This is a genomic window from uncultured Litoreibacter sp. (genome assembly GCF_947487515.1).
In the GTDB taxonomy this organism is placed as follows: domain Bacteria; phylum Pseudomonadota; class Alphaproteobacteria; order Rhodobacterales; family Rhodobacteraceae; genus Litoreibacter.
In genome coordinates this window covers 1066177-1087583 of sequence record NZ_CANKWO010000001.1, presented here as the reverse complement: position 1 = coordinate 1087583, position 21407 = coordinate 1066177, and the positions used below count along the sequence as shown (strand labels likewise).

29 protein-coding genes are annotated in these 21407 nt (G+C 55.7%); 13 read left to right on the top strand and 16 right to left on the bottom strand.

The genetic code is table 11. The features are described 5' to 3' along the window. Positions 1 to 2 precede the first annotated feature (2 nt). Genes Q0746_RS05385 through Q0746_RS05360 form a run of 6 tightly spaced genes read left to right on the top strand, consistent with a single transcriptional unit; the run spans position 3 to position 6458 of the window. Positions 3 to 1712: a hydantoinase B/oxoprolinase family protein gene (locus Q0746_RS05385; RefSeq protein WP_298257940.1), complete on the top strand. Its 1710-nt coding sequence runs from the start codon at positions 3 to 5 to the stop codon at positions 1710 to 1712. After that, positions 1709 to 2920 carry an FAD-binding oxidoreductase gene (locus tag Q0746_RS05380; protein ID WP_298257938.1) on the top strand — a complete coding sequence of 404 codons (1212 nt, stop codon included), beginning with the start codon at positions 1709 to 1711 and terminating at the stop codon, positions 2918 to 2920. Before Q0746_RS05385 ends, Q0746_RS05380 begins: the two co-directional genes overlap by 4 nt. Next, a complete protein-coding gene (locus Q0746_RS05375) occupies positions 2920 to 3693 on the top strand; it encodes an HpcH/HpaI aldolase/citrate lyase family protein (protein WP_298257936.1) in 774 nt (257 codons plus the stop codon). The genes Q0746_RS05380 and Q0746_RS05375 overlap by 1 nt, the downstream gene beginning before the upstream one ends. Further along, positions 3690 to 4901: an aminotransferase class I/II-fold pyridoxal phosphate-dependent enzyme gene (locus tag Q0746_RS05370; RefSeq protein ID WP_298257934.1), complete on the top strand. Its 1212-nt coding sequence runs from the start codon at positions 3690 to 3692 to the stop codon at positions 4899 to 4901. Before Q0746_RS05375 ends, Q0746_RS05370 begins: the two co-directional genes overlap by 4 nt. A gap of 3 nt (positions 4902 to 4904) precedes the next feature. Beyond that, a complete protein-coding gene (locus Q0746_RS05365; RefSeq protein ID WP_298257932.1) occupies positions 4905 to 5744 on the top strand; it encodes an NAD(P)-dependent oxidoreductase in 840 nt (279 codons plus the stop codon). 12 nt (positions 5745 to 5756) lie between these two features. Next, positions 5757 to 6458 carry an SDR family oxidoreductase gene (locus Q0746_RS05360; RefSeq protein WP_298257930.1) on the top strand — a complete coding sequence of 234 codons (702 nt, stop codon included), beginning with the start codon at positions 5757 to 5759 and terminating at the stop codon, positions 6456 to 6458. A 173-nt stretch (positions 6459 to 6631) separates the two neighbouring features. On the opposite strand, the gene Q0746_RS05355 is transcribed toward Q0746_RS05360, so the two are convergent. From Q0746_RS05355 to Q0746_RS05285, 15 genes are all read right to left on the bottom strand, one after another. Beyond that, the gene (locus Q0746_RS05355; protein WP_298257928.1) at positions 6632 to 7684 is read right to left on the bottom strand and encodes an NAD(P)/FAD-dependent oxidoreductase; all 1053 of its coding nucleotides are present in this window, start codon (positions 7682 to 7684) and stop codon (positions 6632 to 6634) included. Positions 7685 to 7687: 3 nt separating this feature from the next. Next, complete coding sequence (locus Q0746_RS05350; RefSeq protein WP_298257926.1) at positions 7688 to 8365, bottom strand: SDR family NAD(P)-dependent oxidoreductase; 678 nt, start codon at positions 8363 to 8365, stop codon at positions 7688 to 7690. Between the two features lie 5 nt (positions 8366 to 8370). Further along, entirely contained in the window at positions 8371 to 9039 is a 669-nt protein-coding gene (locus tag Q0746_RS05345) for a cupin domain-containing protein (protein WP_298257924.1), read from the bottom strand. A 305-nt stretch (positions 9040 to 9344) separates the two neighbouring features. Continuing rightward, on the bottom strand, positions 9345 to 10148 hold the full coding sequence (trmD, locus tag Q0746_RS05340) for a tRNA (guanosine(37)-N1)-methyltransferase TrmD (protein ID WP_298257922.1): 804 nt from the start codon (positions 10146 to 10148) through the stop codon (positions 9345 to 9347). Further along, positions 10149 to 10655: a ribosome maturation factor RimM gene (gene rimM / locus Q0746_RS05335; RefSeq protein ID WP_298257920.1), complete on the bottom strand. Its 507-nt coding sequence runs from the start codon at positions 10653 to 10655 to the stop codon at positions 10149 to 10151. Next, entirely contained in the window at positions 10652 to 10798 is a 147-nt protein-coding gene (locus tag Q0746_RS05330; protein ID WP_298257918.1) for a hypothetical protein, read from the bottom strand. Before Q0746_RS05330 ends, rimM begins: the two co-directional genes overlap by 4 nt. After that, positions 10795 to 11217, bottom strand: a complete 423-nt coding sequence (locus Q0746_RS05325) for an EVE domain-containing protein (RefSeq protein ID WP_298257916.1) — start codon at positions 11215 to 11217, stop codon at positions 10795 to 10797. The genes Q0746_RS05330 and Q0746_RS05325 overlap by 4 nt, the downstream gene beginning before the upstream one ends. Continuing rightward, the gene (gene bluB / locus Q0746_RS05320) at positions 11214 to 11843 is read right to left on the bottom strand and encodes a 5,6-dimethylbenzimidazole synthase (protein ID WP_298257914.1); all 630 of its coding nucleotides are present in this window, start codon (positions 11841 to 11843) and stop codon (positions 11214 to 11216) included. Before bluB ends, Q0746_RS05325 begins: the two co-directional genes overlap by 4 nt. 8 nt (positions 11844 to 11851) lie before the next feature. Further along, the gene (gene rpsP, locus Q0746_RS05315) at positions 11852 to 12265 is read right to left on the bottom strand and encodes a 30S ribosomal protein S16 (protein WP_298257912.1); all 414 of its coding nucleotides are present in this window, start codon (positions 12263 to 12265) and stop codon (positions 11852 to 11854) included. A gap of 45 nt (positions 12266 to 12310) precedes the next feature. Further along, the gene (locus Q0746_RS05310) at positions 12311 to 12604 is read right to left on the bottom strand and encodes a chorismate mutase (protein WP_298257910.1); all 294 of its coding nucleotides are present in this window, start codon (positions 12602 to 12604) and stop codon (positions 12311 to 12313) included. Next, positions 12604 to 13116, bottom strand: a complete 513-nt coding sequence (locus tag Q0746_RS05305; RefSeq protein WP_298257908.1) for a GNAT family N-acetyltransferase — start codon at positions 13114 to 13116, stop codon at positions 12604 to 12606. Before Q0746_RS05305 ends, Q0746_RS05310 begins: the two co-directional genes overlap by 1 nt. After that, a complete protein-coding gene (gene ffh, locus Q0746_RS05300; RefSeq protein WP_298257906.1) occupies positions 13113 to 14618 on the bottom strand; it encodes a signal recognition particle protein in 1506 nt (501 codons plus the stop codon). The genes Q0746_RS05305 and ffh overlap by 4 nt, the downstream gene beginning before the upstream one ends. 198 nt (positions 14619 to 14816) lie before the next feature. After that, a complete protein-coding gene (locus Q0746_RS05295; protein ID WP_298257904.1) occupies positions 14817 to 15296 on the bottom strand; it encodes a hypothetical protein in 480 nt (159 codons plus the stop codon). Then, positions 15275 to 15748, bottom strand: a complete 474-nt coding sequence (locus Q0746_RS05290; RefSeq protein WP_298257902.1) for a hypothetical protein — start codon at positions 15746 to 15748, stop codon at positions 15275 to 15277. Before Q0746_RS05290 ends, Q0746_RS05295 begins: the two co-directional genes overlap by 22 nt. 40 nt (positions 15749 to 15788) lie before the next feature. Further along, complete coding sequence (locus Q0746_RS05285) at positions 15789 to 16361, bottom strand: NAD(P)H-dependent oxidoreductase (protein ID WP_298257900.1); 573 nt, start codon at positions 16359 to 16361, stop codon at positions 15789 to 15791. 120 nt (positions 16362 to 16481) lie between these two features. Here Q0746_RS05285 and Q0746_RS05280 point away from each other — a divergent pair, with 120 nt between their 5' ends. Next, a complete protein-coding gene (locus Q0746_RS05280; protein ID WP_363322736.1) occupies positions 16482 to 17369 on the top strand; it encodes a LysR family transcriptional regulator in 888 nt (295 codons plus the stop codon). A gap of 28 nt (positions 17370 to 17397) precedes the next feature. Beyond that, positions 17398 to 18273 carry a DMT family transporter gene (locus tag Q0746_RS05275; protein ID WP_298257898.1) on the top strand — a complete coding sequence of 292 codons (876 nt, stop codon included), beginning with the start codon at positions 17398 to 17400 and terminating at the stop codon, positions 18271 to 18273. Between the two features lie 4 nt (positions 18274 to 18277). Here Q0746_RS05275 and Q0746_RS05270 read toward each other — a convergent pair whose 3' ends face one another. Further along, entirely contained in the window at positions 18278 to 18601 is a 324-nt protein-coding gene (locus Q0746_RS05270; RefSeq protein ID WP_298257895.1) for a metalloregulator ArsR/SmtB family transcription factor, read from the bottom strand. Positions 18602 to 18820: 219 nt separating this feature from the next. Here Q0746_RS05270 and Q0746_RS05265 point away from each other — a divergent pair, with 219 nt between their 5' ends. The 5 genes from Q0746_RS05265 to Q0746_RS05245 all read left to right on the top strand — a co-directional run bounded on the left by Q0746_RS05265 (position 18821) and on the right by Q0746_RS05245 (position 21374). Beyond that, on the top strand, positions 18821 to 19147 hold the full coding sequence (locus tag Q0746_RS05265; protein WP_298257893.1) for an AtpZ/AtpI family protein: 327 nt from the start codon (positions 18821 to 18823) through the stop codon (positions 19145 to 19147). Between the two features lie 4 nt (positions 19148 to 19151). Then, the gene (locus tag Q0746_RS05260) at positions 19152 to 19910 is read left to right on the top strand and encodes a F0F1 ATP synthase subunit A (protein WP_298257891.1); all 759 of its coding nucleotides are present in this window, start codon (positions 19152 to 19154) and stop codon (positions 19908 to 19910) included. Positions 19911 to 19956: 46 nt separating this feature from the next. After that, on the top strand, positions 19957 to 20193 hold the full coding sequence (locus Q0746_RS05255) for a F0F1 ATP synthase subunit C (RefSeq protein WP_073142444.1): 237 nt from the start codon (positions 19957 to 19959) through the stop codon (positions 20191 to 20193). A 92-nt stretch (positions 20194 to 20285) separates the two neighbouring features. Beyond that, on the top strand, positions 20286 to 20816 hold the full coding sequence (locus Q0746_RS05250; protein WP_298257885.1) for a F0F1 ATP synthase subunit B': 531 nt from the start codon (positions 20286 to 20288) through the stop codon (positions 20814 to 20816). A 3-nt stretch (positions 20817 to 20819) separates the two neighbouring features. Further along, the gene (locus Q0746_RS05245) at positions 20820 to 21374 is read left to right on the top strand and encodes a F0F1 ATP synthase subunit B (RefSeq protein ID WP_298257883.1); all 555 of its coding nucleotides are present in this window, start codon (positions 20820 to 20822) and stop codon (positions 21372 to 21374) included. Positions 21375 to 21407: the final 33 nt, after the last annotated feature.

Genomic DNA, 21407 nt, shown 5'->3' with positions numbered 1-21407 from the left:
CAATGGCACAAGAACATTCAAAAGTCGCATATCAAGTTATGTGGAACCGAATGATTTCGGTCGTCGAAGAGCAGGCGCAGGCGCTTGTGCGAACTGCCTTTTCTACATCCGTCCGAGAGGCGGGTGATTTGTCTGCCGGTGTCTATGACACGCAGGGGCAGATGCTGGCGCAGGCCGTCACTGGCACTCCGGGTCATGTAAACGCGATGGCAGATGCCGTGGCACATTTCATCCGCCGGATCGGGCGGCAAAACATCGCGGACGGAGACGTATATATCACCAATGACCCATGGGAAGGCACAGGCCATCTGCATGATATCACTATGGTGACACCTTCGTTTCACAACGATGTATTGGTCGGGTTCTTCGCCTGCACAGCGCATATCGTAGATATTGGCGGACGCGGGTTTGGGGCAGACGCGCAGTCCGTCTATGAAGAAGGTCTCTACATTCCAATCATGAAATTCGCCGACAAAGGCGAGGTCGACAAAACTCTGGTCAGCATCATTCGCGGCAACGTTCGTGAGCCAGATCAATTGATCGGTGACATCTATGCGTTGGCAACTTGCAACGAAATCGGCCATCGTCGTTTGATCGATATGATGGACGAATTTGAACTTGATCATCTCGATGGCATTGCCGAGTTCATCCTTGATAACTCTCGCCGTGCTACGATTGAGCGTATCGCAGCGCTGCCACAAAAAGCAGCGCAGGGCGAGATGACAATGGATGGATTTGATCGTCCGATCACACTTAAGGTGAAGGTCAGCGTTGAAGGCGACAAGATCGTGTCCGACTTCTCTGGCTCTTCCGGACTGGATAAAAAGGGCATCAATTGTCCGCTGGTCTATGCGAAAGCCTATGCGTGTTACGCGCTTAAGGTGGCGATAGCGCCGGAGATCCCAAACAACGCCGCATCTTTGGCCCCGTTTGAAATTACTGCGCCGGAGAACTCCATCGTCAACGCGCTGCATCCCGCACCGGTGGCCTTGCGGCATATCGTGGGGCATTTTGTACCTGATGCGGTCTATGATGCATTCGACAAAATCGTTCCAGGGTTGGTTCCGGCCGAAGGGGCAGGGTGCCTATGCAATTTCCAAGTTTCTTTGCGTCCACGCATGGATGCCCCTGCACCGGAAAATGCACGCCGATCTGAAGTTTTGACATTCAACTCTGGCGGCTCTGGCGCGCGCCCCGAACACGACGGCTTGAATGCCACGGCCTTTCCTTCGGGTGTGATGACAATGCCGATTGAGGCCACAGAACACGCAGGCCCCGTCATCATCTGGCGCAAAGAGCTCCGACCAGATTCAGGTGGGGCGGGGAAAACCCGTGGGGGCCTTGGTCAGTACATGGAAGTTGGCGCGCAAGAAGGGCATGAGTTTGATATTCAGGCCATGTTTGATCGTGGCGAACATCCCGCACGGGGGCGTCGCGGAGGCAAGGACGGTGCGCACACGACGATTGTGCGTAGTGACGGTGCAAAGATGCATGTGAAGGGCAAACAATTCGTCCCACATGGTGAACGTGTTATCATGGCGTTCCCCGGTGGCGCTGGGTATGGCGATCCGTCCGAACGGTCAATCGATCTTGTAAAGCGCGACTTGGCAAGGGGCTATATTTCCGCAGAAACGGCCGCCTCGGAATACAACCTATCTGCAAAAGATATCGCTGAGGTTGAAGCCGCAGTCGCTAAAGGCGGTGTCCTATGAAGGCACAAGCGCCCAAACAATCATCTTATGATGTCGTGATCATCGGAGGCGCTATTATGGGCGCCTCTGCGGCGTGGTTTCTGACAGATGATAAGGATTTTGACGGCAGTGTCTTGGTCGTTGACCGAGACCTGACCTATGAGAACACCTCGACCATGCACACCAATTCCTGCATGCGCCAACAGTTCTCGGGTGAATTGAACGTACGCATTAGCCAATTCGCCGCCGACTTCGTAAAGAACCTGCCGCGCTACATGGGCAATGACGATCGGGTGCCAGAACTTTCGATCCGATCCTTTGGTTACATGTATCTGGCAGACAATAATGATTTTGCCGATGTGCTGCGGGAAAGTCAGAAAACCCAAATGGCGGCTGGCGCGGCGACCCAGTTAATGACCGCCGCCGAGATCAAGGCTGCTTACCCGTTCTACAATGTCGAGGATATTGTTTTGGGGTCCATCAATCTGGTGGACGAAGGGCTGTGGGACGCTACTGCGGTCTTTGATTGGTGGCGCAAATCTGCGCGTGAGCGCGGCGTCGAGTATATCGAGAACGAAGTCGTCGCGATAACGAAGAACGCTGCGGGCACCAAAGTCGACAGCGTTACGTTGAAGTCGGGTGAGGTGGTTGCCTGTGGTCAGGTGCTAAACGCTTCGGGTCCTCGTGCTACTCGGACGTCTGAAATGGCGGGCATCAAAGTTCCTGTCGAACCACGCAAACGGTTCTCGTGGATTTTTTCTGCTGAACAGCCGCTTGATCAGGACCTGCCGTTGACGATTGATCCGTCAGGTGTGCACGTGCGCGAGAACGGTGGCGGAACATACCAATGTGGCGGGCATTCCGATATTGATCCCGCCGTCGACTACGATGACTTCGGGATGGATTTTTCAATCTGGGAAAGCCATGTGTGGCCTATACTTGCGACCCGGATCCCGCAATTTGAGGCCATCAAAGTTCAATCTGAATGGGCGGGCCATTACGCCTACAACACGTTTGATCACAACGCCATTTTGGGGCCGCATACCGAGGTTGAAAACTTTTTCTTCCTCAACGGGTTCTCCGGTCATGGATTGCAACAATCCCCTGCCATGGGGCGCGGAACCGCCGAGATCATGGTTCATGGCGCCTATAAAACCCTTGATATGTCGCAGTTCCATTTTGACCGTATTCCCGCAGGTCGCAAAATTATTGAGAAGGCTGTTATCTAATGAAGTTGCCATCAAATGCGTTCACTCAAGCCCTAAGGATGGGCCGCAAGCAGGTTGGTCTTTGGATCAGCCTATGCAGCAACTTTGTTGCCGAAGTCACAGCACCTGCAGGGTATGACTGGGCACTGATCGACATGGAGCACAGCCCCAATGATTACTTCAGCGTTTTGGGGCAGCTGCAAGCTTTTGAGGCAAGCAACACAACGGCAATTGTACGCGTCCAGTGGAACGATGCGGTTGCGGTGAAGCGCCTGCTGGATCTCGGTGCACCGGGTATTTTGTTCCCGATGATCCAATCGGTGGAAGAGGCCAAGATGGCGGTCGCCGCGACACGGTATCCCCCACATGGCGTTCGCGGTGTCTCCGGTGCCACACGGGCAACCAAATTCGGGCGAGTAACTGATTATGTCGCGCGTGTTGAAGATGAAACCACGGTGTTGCTGCAACTTGAAACCCGCCACGCGCTGCAACAAGCCGAAGCCATTGCGGATGTTGACGGCATCAGTGGCATTTTCTTTGGGCCGGCTGATATTGCAGCAGACATTGGAAAAGTCGGTAAGCCGATGGACCCCGAAGTTTGGTCACTGATTAAACCCGCTGCACAAAAACTGATAGCAAAAGGGGTGCCTGTGGGGACTTTGGTTCTTGATCCGGCCTTCGCTACGGAGCTGTTGAACGAGGGCTTCACATTCGTGGCTTGCGGTACTGATGCCAGCCTATTGGCAAAGGCATCAGATCAGTTGCTTGCGACCGTCAAAGGTGGGCTGTCGTGAAGTTCGCGGCCTCTCGGCTGGAGCCGGTGAAACCTTCGGCCTCTGCGTGGGTCAGTCAAGCTGCGAAAGAGGCCAAGGCGCGCGGTGAAGACGTCATCGACCTTGGGCTGGGTGAACCGGATTTCGACACGCCGCCTCATATTATTGCTGCGGCACATCAAGCAGCTTTGCGCGGCCAGACACGCTATCCTCCGACCAATGGAACATTGGAGATGCGACAGGCGGTCGTGGATAAACTCGTCCGTGAAAACAGTCTATCTTATGCGGTAAATGAGGTGATCGTCTCGAACGGAGCAAAGCAGGTTTTGTTCAACGCGATGATGGCTACGCTTGAGCAGGACGATGAGGTGCTGATGTGTGCGCCGTACTTTGGGCAGTATAAGGACATCGTGCTCATTCTGGGTGGTCAGGCTGTGGCGCTGAAGTGCCCCGCTGAGAACGGCTTTCGTTTGTCGCCGGAACAACTAGAGGCGGCGATTACATCAAAGACGCGCTGGATCATGTTGAATTTGCCGTCTAATCCTGCGGGAGCAGTCTATACCGATGACGATCTACAGGCACTTGGGGCGGTTTTGGAACGGCACCCCGATGTTCTGATCCTATCTGATGAAATCTACGAACATATTCTATTTGACGGGCGGACGTTCCGGTCCTTTGCGGCAGCGAACCCTTCTTTTAAAGACCGTACGTTGACTGTTAATGGTGTCTCGAAAGCTTATGCTATGACGGGGTGGCGCATTGGGTACGGCGCTGGCCCCAAACCCCTAATTGCCGCGATGACCAAAGTGCAAAGCCAAATTTGTTCTGGGGCCTGTGCTATCGCACAAGCCGCTGCCGCCGCCGCATTAAATGGCCCGCAAGATGCAGTCCGCGCCTTCACCAAAGAATTTGAGGCGCGTCGCGACTTGGTTGTTGACCGCGTGGCCCAGATCGACGGCTTAACGCTCGACCCGCCTGGGGGTGCGTTCTACGGGTTGATCGGCTGCGCAGGTCTAATAGGGGCTGAAACCGAAGCAGGTGAAACCCTTGAGGATGACGCTGCTATCACGGGGTATATTCTACGAGACGCCGGCATTGCTGCAGTGCCTGGCAGTGCATATGAACTTTCACCATTTTTTCGAATTTCTACAGCGGCCTCAACAGGGGTGCTCAATCACGCAATGGATAGGATCGCCGCTTCCGTTGCCAAACTCAAACGAAAGACCTGAGCTATGAAGAAACTTGTCCTGACCGGAGCCGCTGGCCGACTGGGGTCTTACCTGCGCGAACCTTTGTCCAAGATGTGTGATGAGTTCACCTCAACCGACATCATTGCTGCACCGGCCCAACTGCATGCCAACGAAACCTATGTTCAAGCCGATTTGACCGATCTCGATGCGATGGTTGCCCTTCTTGAGGGGGCGGACATGGTTGTCCATTTCGGAGCGATTGGCGATGAAGCGCCCTTTGAAACCTTGCTGGGGCCGAATTTCATCGGGGCCTATAATATCTGGGAAGCCGCTCATCGCAACAAGCTGCGGCGTGTCGTCTATGCGTCGTCGATCCATGCGGTTGGGATGCATAAGAAAACTGATTTTATTGGAACGGACGCCCCACATAAACCGGATACCTTTTACGGGTTGGCGAAGTGTTTTGCCGAGGATTTGGCAAGCTTGTACTGGGATAAACGCGGATTGGAATCCGTCTGTATGCGTATTTTGTCATGTGCGCAGGTGTCCAACCCCCGTGCCGTAGGGACATGGTTATCATATGACGACCTCATCCAGCTGGTGCAACGCAGTATTGATACGCCGATCACCGGTTTCTCGGTTGTCTACGGCGTTTCCGACAACGACCGAGCACCGGTAGATAACAGCAAGGCACATCACCTCGGGTACACACCAAAGGATAACGCAGAACAGTTTGCGGCCAATATATACGCTGAGAACGAACCGCTTGATCCCAAGAATCCAGGAAACACATATCACGGCGGCCCGTTTGCCGCGGTCGAGCTGGGCAACAGCGGCGTCGCACATCTGAACCTGAACGCTGACGATGTCGCAAGATCATAAGGGAGTTTGGAAATGACTAAAGTTGCACTTATCACGGCGGGCGGGTCTGGCATGGGCGCAGATAGCGCAAGGGCCTTGGCCGCGGATGGTTTCAAGGTGGGTATTTTATCCTCCTCGGGAAAGGGGGAAGCCTTGGCCAAGGAGCTAGGCGGCCTTGGTGTGACCGGAACCAACCGATCCGAGGATGATCTACAAAAACTTGTGGATTTGGCAATGGATCGGTGGGGGCGCATCGATGTTCTTGTGAACTCTGCAGGGCATGGTCCCCGCGCCCCTGTTTTGGACCTGACTGATGACGATTGGCACGAAGGAATGGAGGTCTATTTCCTCAACGCAGTACGTCCTTCAAGAATGGTTACGCCGATCATGCAAAAGCAAGGCGGCGGCGCAATCATCAACATTTCGACCTTTGCGGCCTTTGAACCCAATCCTGTCTTCCCGACTTCTGGTGTCATGCGGGCTGGGCTTGCGGCCTTTAGCAAATTGTTTGCAGACAAATACGCGGCTGAGAACATTCGCATGAACAACGTCCTGCCAGGTTTCATTGATAGCCTGCCAGAGAAAGAAGAGTTCCGCTCAATGATCCCAATGGGGCGCTACGGGAACTCGTTGAACGAGATCGCAAGTGTCGTCGCCTTTCTCGCGTCAGAAGGGGGTGCCTATATTACGGGCCAAAACATCCGCGTGGACGGTGGGATTACGCGCTCCGTTTAAGGCGCCGAGGCTCCCTAAAGCCCACGCGCGGCGACCAGCATTGGGCCGCATTTGTTCGGGGCGATGACATCGGATGTGATAGCCTTGCGTTGAAGGCCAGAAAGCATGGCCTTCAACAGATTGCCCCGTCCTAAGGCCGCTGTTGAAATGGCGTTGGCCAAAGGTCACGGTTGTCATTCGCTATCTGATAGATGGGGTAAGACGTTTTCTGCCGCCTCCAGTGCCCCTTCAATATAGCCACCAAATCGTAGCGCGACTTCGGTTCCGCCGAACAACAACCGGTTCTCCCAAAGACCGGTCATTGATTTCTGCAAGCCATATGTCGGATGCGCATATAGCGGAGCCTGATCGGCCTGTGTTGCAGTATAGGGATCGAAGGCCCAATCTTTGATAACCAGCTTACGTGGCTTCGCAGCCTTTGCGCCAAACAGGCGCCCCAGCTGCGCAAGCAAATGGGTCCGCAAAAGTTGTTCGTTCGCCCGACCTTGCGGGGGAACACCAATGAAGCCAAACAAGGCATATGGTCCACCATCCATCGGAGAGGCATCATGGACCTCTACCATCGGCCCGTGTCGACTTTGAGCATCACCAGACAACCCCTCATCGCGCCAGAAAGGGGTGTCATAAATGGCGATCGCTTTGGCTTGCCCCGCCATCCATGTGGCAATCCCTTTCATGGATTCGATTGTGGCGGGTGGCAGGTCAGGCGTGAATTTGATGTTGGCAGCAAGGCGCGGCGGCAGGGCGATCACGACCCTATCTGCGGTCAATCTGTCCCCATTTTCTAACGTGGCAATCAACCCGTCATTGGTTCGGTCCAATGCCACAACCATCGCGTTCAGCCGTTTTCGCGCGTCTGGAAGTGCATTTGCCAACGCGTCTGTTAGGGCAGCCAACCCTCCTTTGAGGCGCCACGATCCCTGCATCGAGGCGAAACCACGGCCACGCTGAACACCACCGTTTTCATCTTCAAAGGACAGCGCGCCTTGGTCGTATTGGTCAAATTTCTCAAGCTTCAGGCGGTCGGTCAACTTCGCTATACGAGGCTGTTCTGGCCAGAACCAAGCAGGGCCCAAGTCAAAGTAGCCGTCGCCGTGGTACTCTGTCTTGATCCGCCCGCCAAAGCGGTCACGAGCTTCGAGCAGCATAAATTCGCGCCCCTGCGATTGCAGCATCTCAGCAAGAGCCAACCCTGCAAGGCCACCGCCGATAATCAGTGTTGTCATACCTTAGAAACCCTCGGAGGATGGACGGAGATCAAGTTCATGCGTCCATGTCGACTTGGGTTGATGGGCCAGCTGCCAATACACCTCCGATATATCTTGGAGCGCCATCATTTTTGACGGATCAAGGCTATGAATTTCCCGAGACCTTGGGGTGTTGATGATGCCATCCAAGATAACGTGACACACATGAACGCCGGCGGATTGATACTCCCTTGCCAGCGATTGGGTCAGCCCACGCAACGCGAATTTTGCGCTGGCAAATGCAGAGAATTTGGCACCGCCGCGCAAAGAAGCTGTTGCACCTGACACGAGGAATGCGCCGCCTCCTGCCTGCACCATCGGGGGCAAAGTTGATTGCGCCAAAAGAACCGCCGTTTGAACCATCGATGACCATGTGCGCTGAAAGTCGTCCAGCGAAGTTTTCTCGAACGGTGCAATCACTAATTCGGCCGTATTGTGCAGCACGACTTTGGGCGCGCCGTGCTCTGCGATGATGCTTTCAATGCGGCGTTCAACTTCGGCGCTATCGGTGAGGTCCAACAAATGGAATTCCCCGACGCATGAAGCAGGGCGCGTCCGCCCCAATCCAACAACGTGATAGCCACCTTGTTCAAACCGAGCGAGCAAGGATTGGCCAAGGCCAGCCCCTGCTCCTGCAACAATCGCGAGTGGAGATTTCATGCCCATCAAACCGCTGGTGGCTTGGCGTAGGGCAGGTGACCAGTTTTGATCCAAACCTTCGCCCCATCTTCGCCCGCAACGGCGTTCAAGGGATGTCCTTCGGGCAAACGCAACCATGCACCTTTGGCAAGTGTTTCACCACTTTCAACGACAGATCCCGAAATGACCAACATTTCGATCCCGCCGTCGTCGTCCTTGGCTAGGGTCGCACCGGACTCGAGGTGACTATAGGTCACTATTTCCTGCGCATCCCTGTGTAGTACTGCGGTGGCCACACCGTTTACGGGGGCGGCAAGCTCATCTGCCATAGTTTTTCGGAATTGGTCGCGATCTTCCATGTCGAACTGCCAGAGTTTGACGAAGATGGTGCACCCTGGCTCTGACCCGGGAGTGTGGGATGTTGTCGGCGGGTTCCGAACATATGTGCCCTCAGGGAAATCGCCATGCTCGTCTTGGAACACACCATCAAGCACGATGAACTCTTCCCCACCGGTGTGGGTATGCGCGGAGAACTTGCTGTCAGGTGCATAGCGGACAATGGTGGTTGCGCGCGCCACTTCACCGCCAATGCGATCCAGCATCCGGCGATCGACTCCCGGCATTGGTGACGCGTTCCAATCAAGTTGGTCGGAGTGAACAACTACGCGTTGACTAAAGTCGGCATTCAATTCCATCGGAGAGTCCTTTCAAAGTGTCATCATTGGCGGGATACTGCGCAGCAGGTGCAGAGCAGCTTAACTTCAACCTACTACTAGGTAGTGAATATTTCAAGGGCCGAAGCCCCCAGAACTCGCAACGCGTTCATATAGCATTGGTGGCGCTATACCGACCCCGCCCTTGCATAGCATATTTATTACCACTTAAAGCGCAGTAAACTCTGTGACTGACTGAGAAAATACCTCACGCGCATGGGCGCAAGTCCGAAGAGTTCACGATGTTTTGTACATCTCGATTTGCACCAAAAGGTGCGGGCGATGGGTCAATCTTGGTCGTGATCTCGTTTGGCCCAGAGATCGGGCCGGCGCGCTTTGGTTAGCTCTTCCGACTGCTGGCGACGCCAAGCATCTACCTTGCCGTGATCACCTGACGTCAAAATATCGGGCACGCCCCTGCCGCGCCATTCGGCAGGGCGGGTGTATTGCGGATGCTCTAGGGTGATGCCATCTGAAAAGCTTTCCTCCTCCGTAGAGACGGCATTTCCAAGCACATCGGGCAACAATCGAACGGTGGCGTCGATCATCGCTTGTGCGGCAATCTCCCCACCGGTGAGGACGAAGTCACCCAGCGACACCTCCTCAATCTCGTAATGATCCAGCACGCGTTGGTCCACGCCTTCAAAGCGGCCGCACAGCAGGGTGATACCGTCGGCTTTCGCCCATTCTGCGGCCTTCGCTTGCGTAAAGGGTTTGCCGCGGGGTGACAGGTACACAACCGGCCATTTGGCGCGCTCTGATGTGCCACGGTTGGCGAAATCAAGCGCCTTGCCGACAATATCCGCCCGCAAAACCATGCCGGCACCGCCGCCATAGGGTGTGTCGTCCACATTGCGGTGTTTGCCTTCGCCGAAAATGCGCAAATCAATCGGGTCTAGCGTCCATTTGCCTTCCTGCAAGGCTTTGCCGGTCAATGACGCGCCCAACACGCCGGGAAAGGCGTCGGGGAACAGCGTGATAATTTTCGCAGCCCATGCCCCCTTCAGGCGGGTGGGTTCGGCCATCAGATCACGCGGAGTGAGTGAGGCTGAAATGGTTTTGCGACCGTGGCTTCTGGTTGGGGCGGCCATTTATCCGAGTAACCCTTCTGGAGGGTCGATAATGATGCGTTTGGCAGCCAAATCGACAGTGGGCACTGCGTCCAGTGTAAAGGGTAGCAAGACAGAGCCTTTCAACGTCGGCCCGCGCAGCTCCAGAATGTCACCCGCGCCATGGTTCAACACGGCTGCGACCTTGCCCAACACTTCACCGCCTGTGTCTAAAACCTCAAGCCCCATCAGATCGGCATGATAGTACTCATCATCGGGTAAAGAGGGCAGCAGGTCTCGGTCGGCCGAGAGTTTCACCCCGCGCAGGGCGTCCGCTTCGTCCTTGAAACGAATGCCCGACAGTCGCGCGGCAAAACCGTTCTTGACTGAACGGGTGATCTTCACGGTGTATTCAACGCCATTGTCGCCCAACAACGGGGAGTAAAGGGCGATGTCCTCGGGGTTGGCGCAGAAACTTTTCAGCCGCACCTCTCCCTTAACACCGAAGGAACCGGCAATCGCGCCTACAACAATCTTGTCTTTACTCATTTTGGTTGTGCTCCAATGCAAACCGCGTCGATCATGGTGCCGCCTGCATTCGTGCAACGGCCCTCCGTTAACCCGCGCTCTACCTTGATACCGCCATAAAAGGCCAGCCCCATAAGCACCAGTGAGAACAATCGGCGGATCATATCGTCACCCCCATGGCTTTGGCGATGAGGCGATAGTCCACTTCGGATATCGCGAATTTCCCTTGGCGAAATGACATGCCCCAGTGGCTGGGGCGGGTGATGAACGATAGCTCTTCGAGCAGCGGGCGCACAGGCACCTCGGTCACATCATCAAATTGCGCATCTCGCACCCACGCAGGCATGCCCGTCATGTAATCAGCCTGCCGAGGGGCCGCGCCAGTGATGGTGGCATGTCCGACAAATGCTTGGACAGGGGCGCCGTCGAACTCGGTTTTCGGAGCGTAGAAGATCACCTTGTCGCCCACATCCAAGTTGCGCACGGCGGATTCCTTGCCGTGGCTGAAGGCGACGAAGCTTTGGCGCTTGCCTGCCGCTACATGCTGAGCATGCACGACACCTATGATGTATCGGGGGCTCATACCGTTCGAATATCCAGTGCGGTGGCGCGGTCTTCCCAGCCTTCGCGCAACAATTCAGGTGTGTCATGGTCTTTCTCTGGGTAGCCGATGCAGAAGTAGCCGATCAACGCCCAGTCCTTTGGCGCCTCTAAATCGCGGCGCAGTTGCTCTGGGTCCAGTACCGACACCCACCCCAATCCTAAACCTTCGACGCGGGCCGTGAGCCACAGCAGGGTAATCGCCGCGACGACGGAGTAGCGGCGCATCTCCGGCATGGATCCTGCGCCGAGCCCGTGGCCCTTATTGGTGCTTTCATCGCAGAAGATTGCCAGCTGAACAGGGGCGCGGTCCATGCCGGCCAGTTTCAGCTTGGCGTAGTTGTCAGCCTTGTCGCCGTCATAGCGGGCAAGGGCTTCGGCGTTGGCGGTCTCAAAGTTCGTGCGGGCTGCGGCGCGGGCGGCTTTGCTCTCGACACGCACAATGCGCCAAGGTTCCGACAGGCCCACAGAAGGGGCATGCGAAAATGCGTCGAGGCACCGCATAAGCAGTGCCTCGTCCACAGGTGTGGTGCGGAAGCGACGCACATCACGCCGCCACCGCATCAACTCATATAGCTCGTCCCGGAAATCCGGTTCGAATTCACGCATAGCGCAGATTACTCTGCAGCTGCTTCTTCAGCTGGTGCTTCTTCCGCAGGAGCCTCAGCTGGGGCGGCAGCAGCTTCAGCAGCGGCAGCAACCTTAGCGGCTTTTTCTTCAGCGCGATCTTGGGCTTTCTTGCCTGGCTCGGCTTTCTTCATGTTGGCACGTTCTTTCTTCTCAAGAACACCAGCAGCTTCCAAGAAGCGGGAAACGCGGTCAGAAGGCTGGGCGCCTTGGTCCAACCAGTACTGAACGCGTTCCATGTTCAGCTTCACACGATCTTCGCTGTCTTTTGCCAGCAATGGGTTGTATGTGCCCAATTTTTCAACGTAACGGCCGTCACGTGGCATGCGGCTGTCAGCTGCTACAACGCGGTAAAATGGACGTTTCTTAGAGCCACCACGGGCCAGACGGATTTTCATAGACATTGTTTAGTTCTCCTTAAAGGGGTCGTATCGGGTAGGTGCCCGAAATTATTGAAACTTTTTGTGGTTTTGGATGACTTCCCGAATGATGAAATTCAGGAAGGATTTGGCGAATTCGGGGTCCAGATCGGCGCGTTGTGCCAAGTCTTCCAGACGGGTGATTTGTTTTTCCTCGCGGTCGGGGTCGGATGGCGGCAGGTCGTGTTCTGCTTTTAGCTTGCCGACAGCTTGAGTGTGCTTGAAGCGCTCGCCCAAAGTGTAGACAAGGATCGCGTCCAACCGGTCGATGCTGGCGCGGTGCTCTTTCAGCACTTCGGCGGCTTTGGTCACGGCGTCAGACATTACACGGCCTCCGGTTTGGCGTGGCGGTAGATGTTGACCATGCCAAACATCGGATGGTCGAGTTTACTTTCCCAAGTCGCACCCATGCGTTCCGCGACTTTAGCAGAGCCCAGGTTCCCATCAGCGACAAGGCTAATGGCAGTTTTCCATCCCAAGGTTTTGTAAACGAAATCGCGTGTCGCCAATCCAGCCTCAGTTGCAAATCCGCGCCCCTCAAAGCCGTTCATCAGGTCCCAACCCAATTCTGGTTCGGGCCATGCATCTGGAAACCAAGGGCCAACCATGCCGACAAATTTGCCAGTAGCGGTTTCATCCACGCCAAAGCGGCCGTACCCGCGCAGGGTCCAATGGCCAATTTCGCACGCCAATGCGCGCCATGTCTCGTCGGGACGTTTTGGCCCGCCAACATACTTCGAACGGTCGCTTTCATAGAACGCAGCCAACGGCTCAAAGTCGCTCAACGCCAAGGGGCGCAGCGTCAGGCGTTCCGTATGAAGGGTGGGGGCGATCATTTTTTCTTACCGAACCCCGACAGGCCAGGTGGCAAAGCGCCGCCGCCCAAACCAGGCATGCCTGCCAAGCCGCCGGGCATCTTCGCGCCCAACTGTTTGGCTGCGGCTTCCATGGCTGCTGGGTCGTTCATGTCTGGCATGCCGCCGCCTTTGCCCATCATGCCCTTCATGGCTTGCTTGAGCATGCCGCCCTTACCCATTTTGCCCATCTTCTTCATGACGTCGCCCATCTGGCGTTGCATCTTGAGAAGCTTGTTCAGGTCGGACACTTCCATGCCCGCACCCTTGGCAATCCGTTTTTTGCGGGAGGCCTGCAAAAGCTGCGGGTTGGCGCGTTCGCGTTTGGTCATCGACTGGATCAGCGCGATTTGCTGCTTGAGGACCTTGTCGTCCATGCCCGCTTCTTTGGCTTGGTTTGCCATTTTCTTCATGCCGGGCATCATGCCCATAAGCCCGTCCATGCCGCCCATCTTGATCATCTGCTCAAGCTGGCTTTTCAGGTCGTTCATGTTGAACTGACCCTTTTGGAAGCGCTTCATCATGCGCTCGGCTTGTTCGGCCTCGATGGTTTCTTGTGCTTTCTCGACCAGCGCGACGATGTCGCCCATGCCAAGGATGCGACCTGCAATGCGCTCTGGCTCGAAGGTCTCGAGGGCGTCCATCTTTTCGCCGAGGCCTACGAATTTGATCGGTTTGCCGGTGACAGCACGCATGGACAGGGCCGCACCACCGCGACCGTCGCCGTCCATACGGGTCAGGACCACGCCGGAGATGCCGATCTTGCCGTCGAATTCTTCTGCAACATCCACCGCAACCTGACCGGTGAGACCATCCACAACCAGCAGTGTTTCGCGTGGCTTCACGATGTCGCGGACGTCTTCGACTTCCTGCATTAGCACTTGGTCGATCTGCAAACGACCAGCGGTGTCGAGCATAAAGACGTCATAGCCGCCCAATGTCGCCTGCTGCTTGGCGCGTTTGGCGATTTGAACAGGTGTTTCGCCTTTGACAATCGGCAGCGTGTCCACGCCGATCTGTTTGCCGAGGATCGCCAGCTGCTCCATCGCGGCGGGGCGGTTGACGTCAAGCGAGGCCATCAAGACCTTCTTGTTGTTCTTCTCGCTCAGGCGCTTGGCTAGCTTACCGGTGGTGGTGGTCTTACCGGAGCCCTGCAAACCGACCATCAGGATCGGGGCGGGGGGGCTGTCGATCTTTAGCTCACCCGGCTCTTCGTTGTCGCCCGCCAAAACATGTTGCAGCTCGTCGTGGACGATTTTGACAACTTGCTGGCCTGGTGTGACCGACTTGGTGACATTCTGGCCAGTTGCCTTTTCGGAAACCGCTTTGACGAAATCACGGGCGACGGACAGGGAGACATCGGCCTCCAGCAACGCCACGCGCACTTCGCGAAGCGCAGTTTTTACGTCGTCCTCGGACAGCGCGCCTTGCTTTGTGAGCTTATCAAAGACGCCTGAGAGGCGTTCGGACAGATTCTCAAACATAAGCACTCGGCTCCTTCATTCTCACATGTGACCCTTACTTAAGTATGGGCCGGCTCATCGGCAATTGCCCCCTCTCATTCGACGCGAATGAAGTCCAAACAAACAGTTTGGCCCCCATGGGCGCGACGCGCTGATGGGGGGCGATCCCTACACACGGCAGGGACCGGAAGTCTTGTGCTTCCGGATGTTGCTCGCGATTTACGCCTTAGGCGGTTTAGAGTCAAGCCAGTCATTGACGGCGCGCGTCAAGCTTTGCGCGCGTTTCGGACGTTGCCGCACCCCAAAGACCAAGGGCCCGCTTTCAAGCAATAAGGTCAGGCGCCCCATGCGGTCGGTGCCGCGGCCGCTCCATTGGGTTTTGGCCTTTGAGACAGCTTCCAATTCCTCAACGATAACGCGCTTTTTGTAGATGGTGCGTCTGGTCAGGCGAAGGCTGCTGTCGCGGCGGTCTAGGACAAGGGTTGTGCGCTCTACCATGGTTAGGATGAACATTGGTATGATCAGTCCGCACAGGAAAACCCACCCCGCATTGTCGCCGTCTTTCAGGATCTGAATGCCAATGTAGCACCAGACGAAGATGAACCCAGCTAGAAACACCGCCACGCCGACCGGTTTAACATCTAGCACAAATGCGCTGTCTGACTTGCGAGCCGTCATCATCGCGCTTGCGCCAGCCAAGTGTTGATCGTGTTGGCCATGCCGTGATGGTCGCTAAAGTTGTCATAGGCCAAGGTGATCGGATGGGTGCCGGCGCTTTCGCCTTCGGGAATGATCAAAGCCACGCGGTGGGTTGGGGCGCCGTCGCTGCCGTGACTGGTTTGCACAATTGCCTCACTGATCGAGGCCAAGTCATGTTGCACTTCAGAGGCCCCCATGAGCGTGCGTCGCCGGAACGTCAAAGTGCCTTGTTCTTTAAGGAACAGAACTTGCACTCTTCGGGCAAAGGCGAAGAGCAATCCAAAGGGGATTACACTCGCGGCCATGAACAGCAGCCCGAAGGTTTCGCCACCCAGAAAAACCGACAGGCCAATACCGAAGAATATGAGGCCACCGGCCACCAAAGCGATCGAAAGGATCCAAGGGCGGTTTTCAACGATAAGTTGCTCGGGGAGGTTACGTGTAATCTTCATGAGGCGCAGATTAACCACGCCCCAAATCGTAAGTCGAGACTTAGCTCAAAAGGGCTTCAATCTGTGCATCAATTTCCGCGCGGGCCGCCTCTTCATCATCGCCTCTGCCGGTCGCGGCGATCGTGGTGACCTCCGTGATGCCAATGAAGTTCATGACTTGCACCAGAAGAGGTGTCGCAAAATCGAGTTCGGACCCGATAGGTACGCCGCCAGAGGCAAGGACCAAGATCGCGCGCTTACCCTTGAGCAGCCCTTCGGGGCCATTTGACGTATAGCGAAAGGTCAGATTTGCACGGGCAATGAGGTCGATCCAAAGCTTCAACGTAGCGGGTAGGCCGAAGTTATAGATTGGGGCGCCGATGACAATTGTGTCTGCTGACATCAACTCGTTAACCAGCACATCGGACGCCCCTAGGACTTCGCGTTGCGCATCGGTGCGGTCATCTGCGGGCGTAAAATTGGCGTTCACCCAGCTTTCGGTAAGTACGGGTTCGCCTTTGGCAACGTCGCGGCGGATCACGTCACCGCCGATTTTAGCGACAACGCGCGCTGACACGGCGCGACTTATAGAGTCGTCATGACGTGCTGAACTATCAATGTGAAGTATTGTCATATTACCTGTCCTTAAGGGTTGTGTTGCAGTGTGTTGAAAATTGATCCTTGTAGTTTTGAACGCAACGCGGATTATGTGGTAATTGCTGCGCGCATGCGCACACATACAGGGGCTTGAAATATGGATATCGACAATTGGGATGAATATCGAACTGCCTATCAGGTTGCACGCCTTCGCACAGTCAGTGCCGCAGCAGAGGTGCTGGGAGTTCATCACGCCACCGTCATTCGACACATCGATAGCCTTGAAGGCAAACTTGGAGCCAAGCTGTTTCAGCGCCACGCACGAGGCTACACACCGACCGAGGCAGGCGAGGATTTACTGACCGTTGCCGCCGCCACCGAGGATCAGCTGACCCAACTGGCTGGAAGAATTCACGGGCGCGGGGCCTCTGTAACAGGGGAGCTGATCGTGACATGCCTTCCCCAAATGTCCCCCTTGATGGCGCGCACCCTTACCAAATACCAAATCGCCCATCCCGAAATCCGCGCCGAACTGATTGTTGACACACGCCCGTTGCGTTTGGAGTACGGTGAAGCCCATGTGGCCCTTCGTGCTGGGGCTCCCGGCGATGATTTGGACAATATTGTTCAGGAGCTGGCTAAACTGCGGATGGGGCTTTTCGCTCATAAGGACTACATCTTTCGCCATGGCCCATTGAACGGCATTGAAGACATCCCCAACCACCGGTTTTGCCGGATTTCGACGATTAATCCGCGTGCGGGCTTTATGCGCTGGATCGGGGAACATGTTCCTGATGAAAATGTGGTTTACAAATGTTCCGACACCAACACGGTTGAGGACGCGGTGATCGCGGGCGCGGGTATCGGTTTCTTGCCAGGCTACATTGGCCACGAACATCCGGATATGAAAGAGGTCATGGAGCCAGACCCGAGTTGGTACAACACCTTTTGGTGCGTGACCCATGTTGATTTGCACAGAACCGCCAAGGTGCATTCCTTTGTGACGTTCTTGAAGGAAGAATCCAAAACGTGGGATCAACTCTGAAGACGCGCCGAATGGGGCAGGTGACTTCATGACGCCCGCCCTACGTGGCCATTTGGCGATGCTTTTGTTTTCTGTGCTGGTTGCGGGGTCGTTCTCGCTTGGGTCGTTGGTGGCGAATGAAATAGCACCTGCAGTACTGAATGCTGTGCGCTTTGCCATCGCAGCAGTAGTGGTGGGGGCCACAGCGGTGGTGACGACCGGCCTGCGCGCACAAGCGCTTCAAGCCCCGTGGCGATATGTGGTGCTGGGTGGCTTTCTTGCGACTTACTTTGTGATGATGTTTGAGGGGTTGAAGACCGCCCCGCCGGTCAGCACGGCCGCGGTGTTCACATTGACCCCGTTGCTTGCGGCAGGGGCCGGTTATCTGATGATGCGCCAAGTTTTGACGTTTCGGATGGCTATCGCTTTGGGCATGGGGACGGCAGGGGCGCTATGGGTGATTTTCCGAGCGGATGTTTCCGCGTTGCTTGCGTTTGAGATTGGACGCGGAGAGGCGATCTTCTTTATAGGATGTGCCGCCCACGCGATATACACCCCCTTGGTCAGGGTGTTGAACAGAGGCGAGCCCCCCGTCGTCTTTACCTTCTTCACGTTGCTGGGAAGCCTAGGAGTGTTGACGGCATGGGCGGGGGCGGACCTATGGAGCACGGAGTGGGCCGCACTTCCTGCGTTCGTGTGGCTGACCATCCTGTATGTGGCTATCGCGGCGTCCTCGGTGACCTTTGTGTTGTTGCAATATGCGACCCTGCGTCTGCCATCGTCTAAAGTGATGGCCTATACCTATCTTGTTCCAAGCTGGGTTCTGGTGTGGGAGCTGAGCCTTGGGCAGCCCGCCCCGCCAGCGATGATAGCCATAGGTGTGCTGTTGACGGTGTCGGGCTTGGCGTTGCTGTTGAAAGAGTAGCGGGCTATTCTTCCAACTCCTTGCCGAGGAACTGCTCGAATGCGTCGAAGTTCAACGCCTCTAACTGGCCAAAACTTTCGATCCAGACAATGCCTTCGCGCATGGCGTCGGGTTCCAACTTGCACCACTTGACCCGACCGCGTTTCTCTTGAGTGATCAACCCTGCACGGGTCAGGATGGTCAGATGCTTGGAAATGGCGGCCAAGGACATATCGAAGGGCTCGGCCACATCTGTGACGGCCATGTCGTCTTCCAACAACATCGTCAGGATTGCGCGTCGTGTGCTGTCGGCTAAGGCCGCGAAAGTGGTGTCCAAGGCAGTGCTCATGGTCAGTGTCATGGCGTGGGACGGCTCAATCGTCAACCAAATGGTTGAATGTCGTTTTCACGTGGCTGGACCTGCGGCGTGATGTCTCTCTTTAATTGGGCGTTAGATAATGTGTTATTTATCAGCATGTTGAGAGGGGAGGGTGAGGTGTTTTCGAGTGATTGACTCTAAGCCCAGTGCAACCTATTCCTCCTGCAAACCTCCCGAGGGGTAATTTTGATGACCAATGAACCGGACAAAGCCCAGCTAGAAGCGCTGAGTGAGCGGATCGAAGGGCTCAAGAAAACTGCTCTGGCTGAAAAGCCAAGGGGGGACGAGCACTATTCAGGGGCCCAGCAGGGCTGGCGGATGGTGACAGAGCTTGTCGCCGGTCTTGGGATCGGCTTTAGCATCGGATACGGCCTAGATTGGCTGTTCGGCACATTGCCGATTTTTCTGGTGCTTTTCACATTACTGGGCTTCGCGGCTGGAGTGAACGTTATGCTTCGCACCGCCAAAGAGGTCCAAAACGAACACGAGGCCAAAGCGGCCAGCGAGAAGGACTGAAACGATGGCGACAGAAGCTCACGGCGCAGAAGAAGGCGGTCTGGTTTTTCATCCGATGGACCAGTTCATCGTTAAGCCATTGTTCGGTCAAGGCGATGTTGGTGCTTTCACAATCACCAATGTAACGCTTTGGATGGCGCTGACCGTGGTTGCGATCATCGCACTTTTGGTTTTCGGCACATCGCGTCGCGCAATCGTGCCAACGCGCAGCCAGTCGATCGCCGAAATGATCTACGGCTTTGTTTACAAGATGGTTGAAGACGTCACCGGCAAAGACGGTGTGAAATACTTCCCATACATCATGACGCTGTTCATGTTCATTCTGGTCTCCAACTTCTTGGGCCTGATCCCAGGCGCGTTCACCACAACGTCGCATATCGCCGTCACAGGCGTGCTGGCGATGTTCGTGTTCCTTGCGGTGACAATCCTTGGATTTGTGATCAACGGCTTCGGCTTCTTGGGTCTGTTCTGGGTATCATCCGCGCCATTGGCGCTGCGCCCGATCTTGGCCTTGATCGAAGTTATCAGCTACTTCGTGCGCCCTGTTAGCCACTCCATTCGTTTGGCGGGCAACATGATGGCGGGTCACGCAGTTATCAAAGTGTTCGCGGGCTTCGCAGCCATCGCGGCCATCTCACCTCTTTCAATCGTCGCCATTACAGCAATGTACGGCCTCGAAATCCTCGTAAGCGGCATCCAAGCTTACGTGTTCGCAATTCTGACCTGTGTGTATCTGAAAGATGCGCTGCATCCTTCGCACTAAGGTTACGAAGACTAATCACCTCAATTCCATCGTAAGGAGAAAAGACATGGAAGGCGATATCGCACAAATGGGCCAATTCATCGGCGCAGGCTTGGCATCAGTTGGCATGGGCGGCGCGGCCGTCGGTGTGGGCAACGTTGCTGGCAGCTACCTGTCCGGCGCATTGCGCAACCCATCCGCAGCTGCTTCGCAGACTGCAACACTGTTCATCGGCATCGCATTCGCGGAAGCTTTGGGGATCTTCTCGTTCCTCGTAGCACTTCTGCTGATGTTCGCTGTTTAAGAACTAAGCTATACCATCCTTACGGCCGGACGGGGCAATCGCTGCCTCGTCCGGTGTAAGACCTTAACATTCAGACACATCTGGGGGCCATCATGGCAACTGACACCCACGGGGCAGAGACGGAAAGCGCTGGCGGCATGCCGCAGCTGGACTTCTCGACCTTTGACAACCAGATCGTCTGGTTGCTGATCACACTAGTGGTAATTTATTTCGTGCTGTCGCGCATCGCGCTGCCGCGCATCGGATCGGTTCTGGCAGAACGCGCTGGGACCATCACCAATGACATTTCTGCCGCCGAAGACCTGAAACAACAGGCCATCGACGCGGAAGCCGCCTATGAAAAGGCGCTTGTTGACGCCCGCGCCGAAGCAGGCCGGATCGTTGGCGAGACCAAAGCTTCCATTCAGGCGGATTTGGACAAGGCCATCGCCAAGGCGGACGCAGAGATTGCGGCACGCGCGGCTGAAGGCGAAAAAGCAATCGCAGCGATCCGTGAAAGCGCCAATGAAAGCGCCGGCACCGTTGCAAAAGACATTGCAAAAGACATCGTGTCCGCCGTGGCACCTAGCAAAATTGACGCCAAGTCGATCACTGCTGCTGTTACTGCAAAGATGAAGGGATAAGAGATGAAGAAGCTCCTCGCTCTTACGGCTTTGTTGCCAACACCTGCGCTTGCCGCTGGTGGCCCGTTCTTCTCGCTACACAACACCAATTTCGTTGTGCTGCTTGCATTCATCTTGTTCATCGCGGTTCTGTTCTACTTCAAGGTTCCGGGTATGTTGGGCGGGTTGCTCGACAAACGCGCTGAGGGGATTCAATCCGAGCTGGATGAAGCTAAGGCCCTGCGCGAAGAAGCCCAAACACTGTTGGCCTCTTACGAGCGCAAGCAAAAGGAAGTGGCAGAGCAAGCGGACCGCATCGTAGCGGAAGCCAAGCGCGAAGCCGAAGCGGCTGCAGTTCAGGCGAAGGAAGACCTTAAGGTTTCCATTGCCCGTCGTCTGCAATCCGCCGAAGACCAGATCGCAAGTGCCGAAGCTGCTGCTGTTCGTGAAGTCCGTGACCGTGCTGTTTCCGTGGCGATTGCTGCGGCTGCTGAAGTGGTTGCTGCGAAAACAACCGCCGCTGATCAAAACAGCCTGATCGACGACGCGATTGCGCAAGTGAAAGACAAGCTGCACTAAGCAGAGGTCTGATAGATTTAGAAAAGCCCCGAC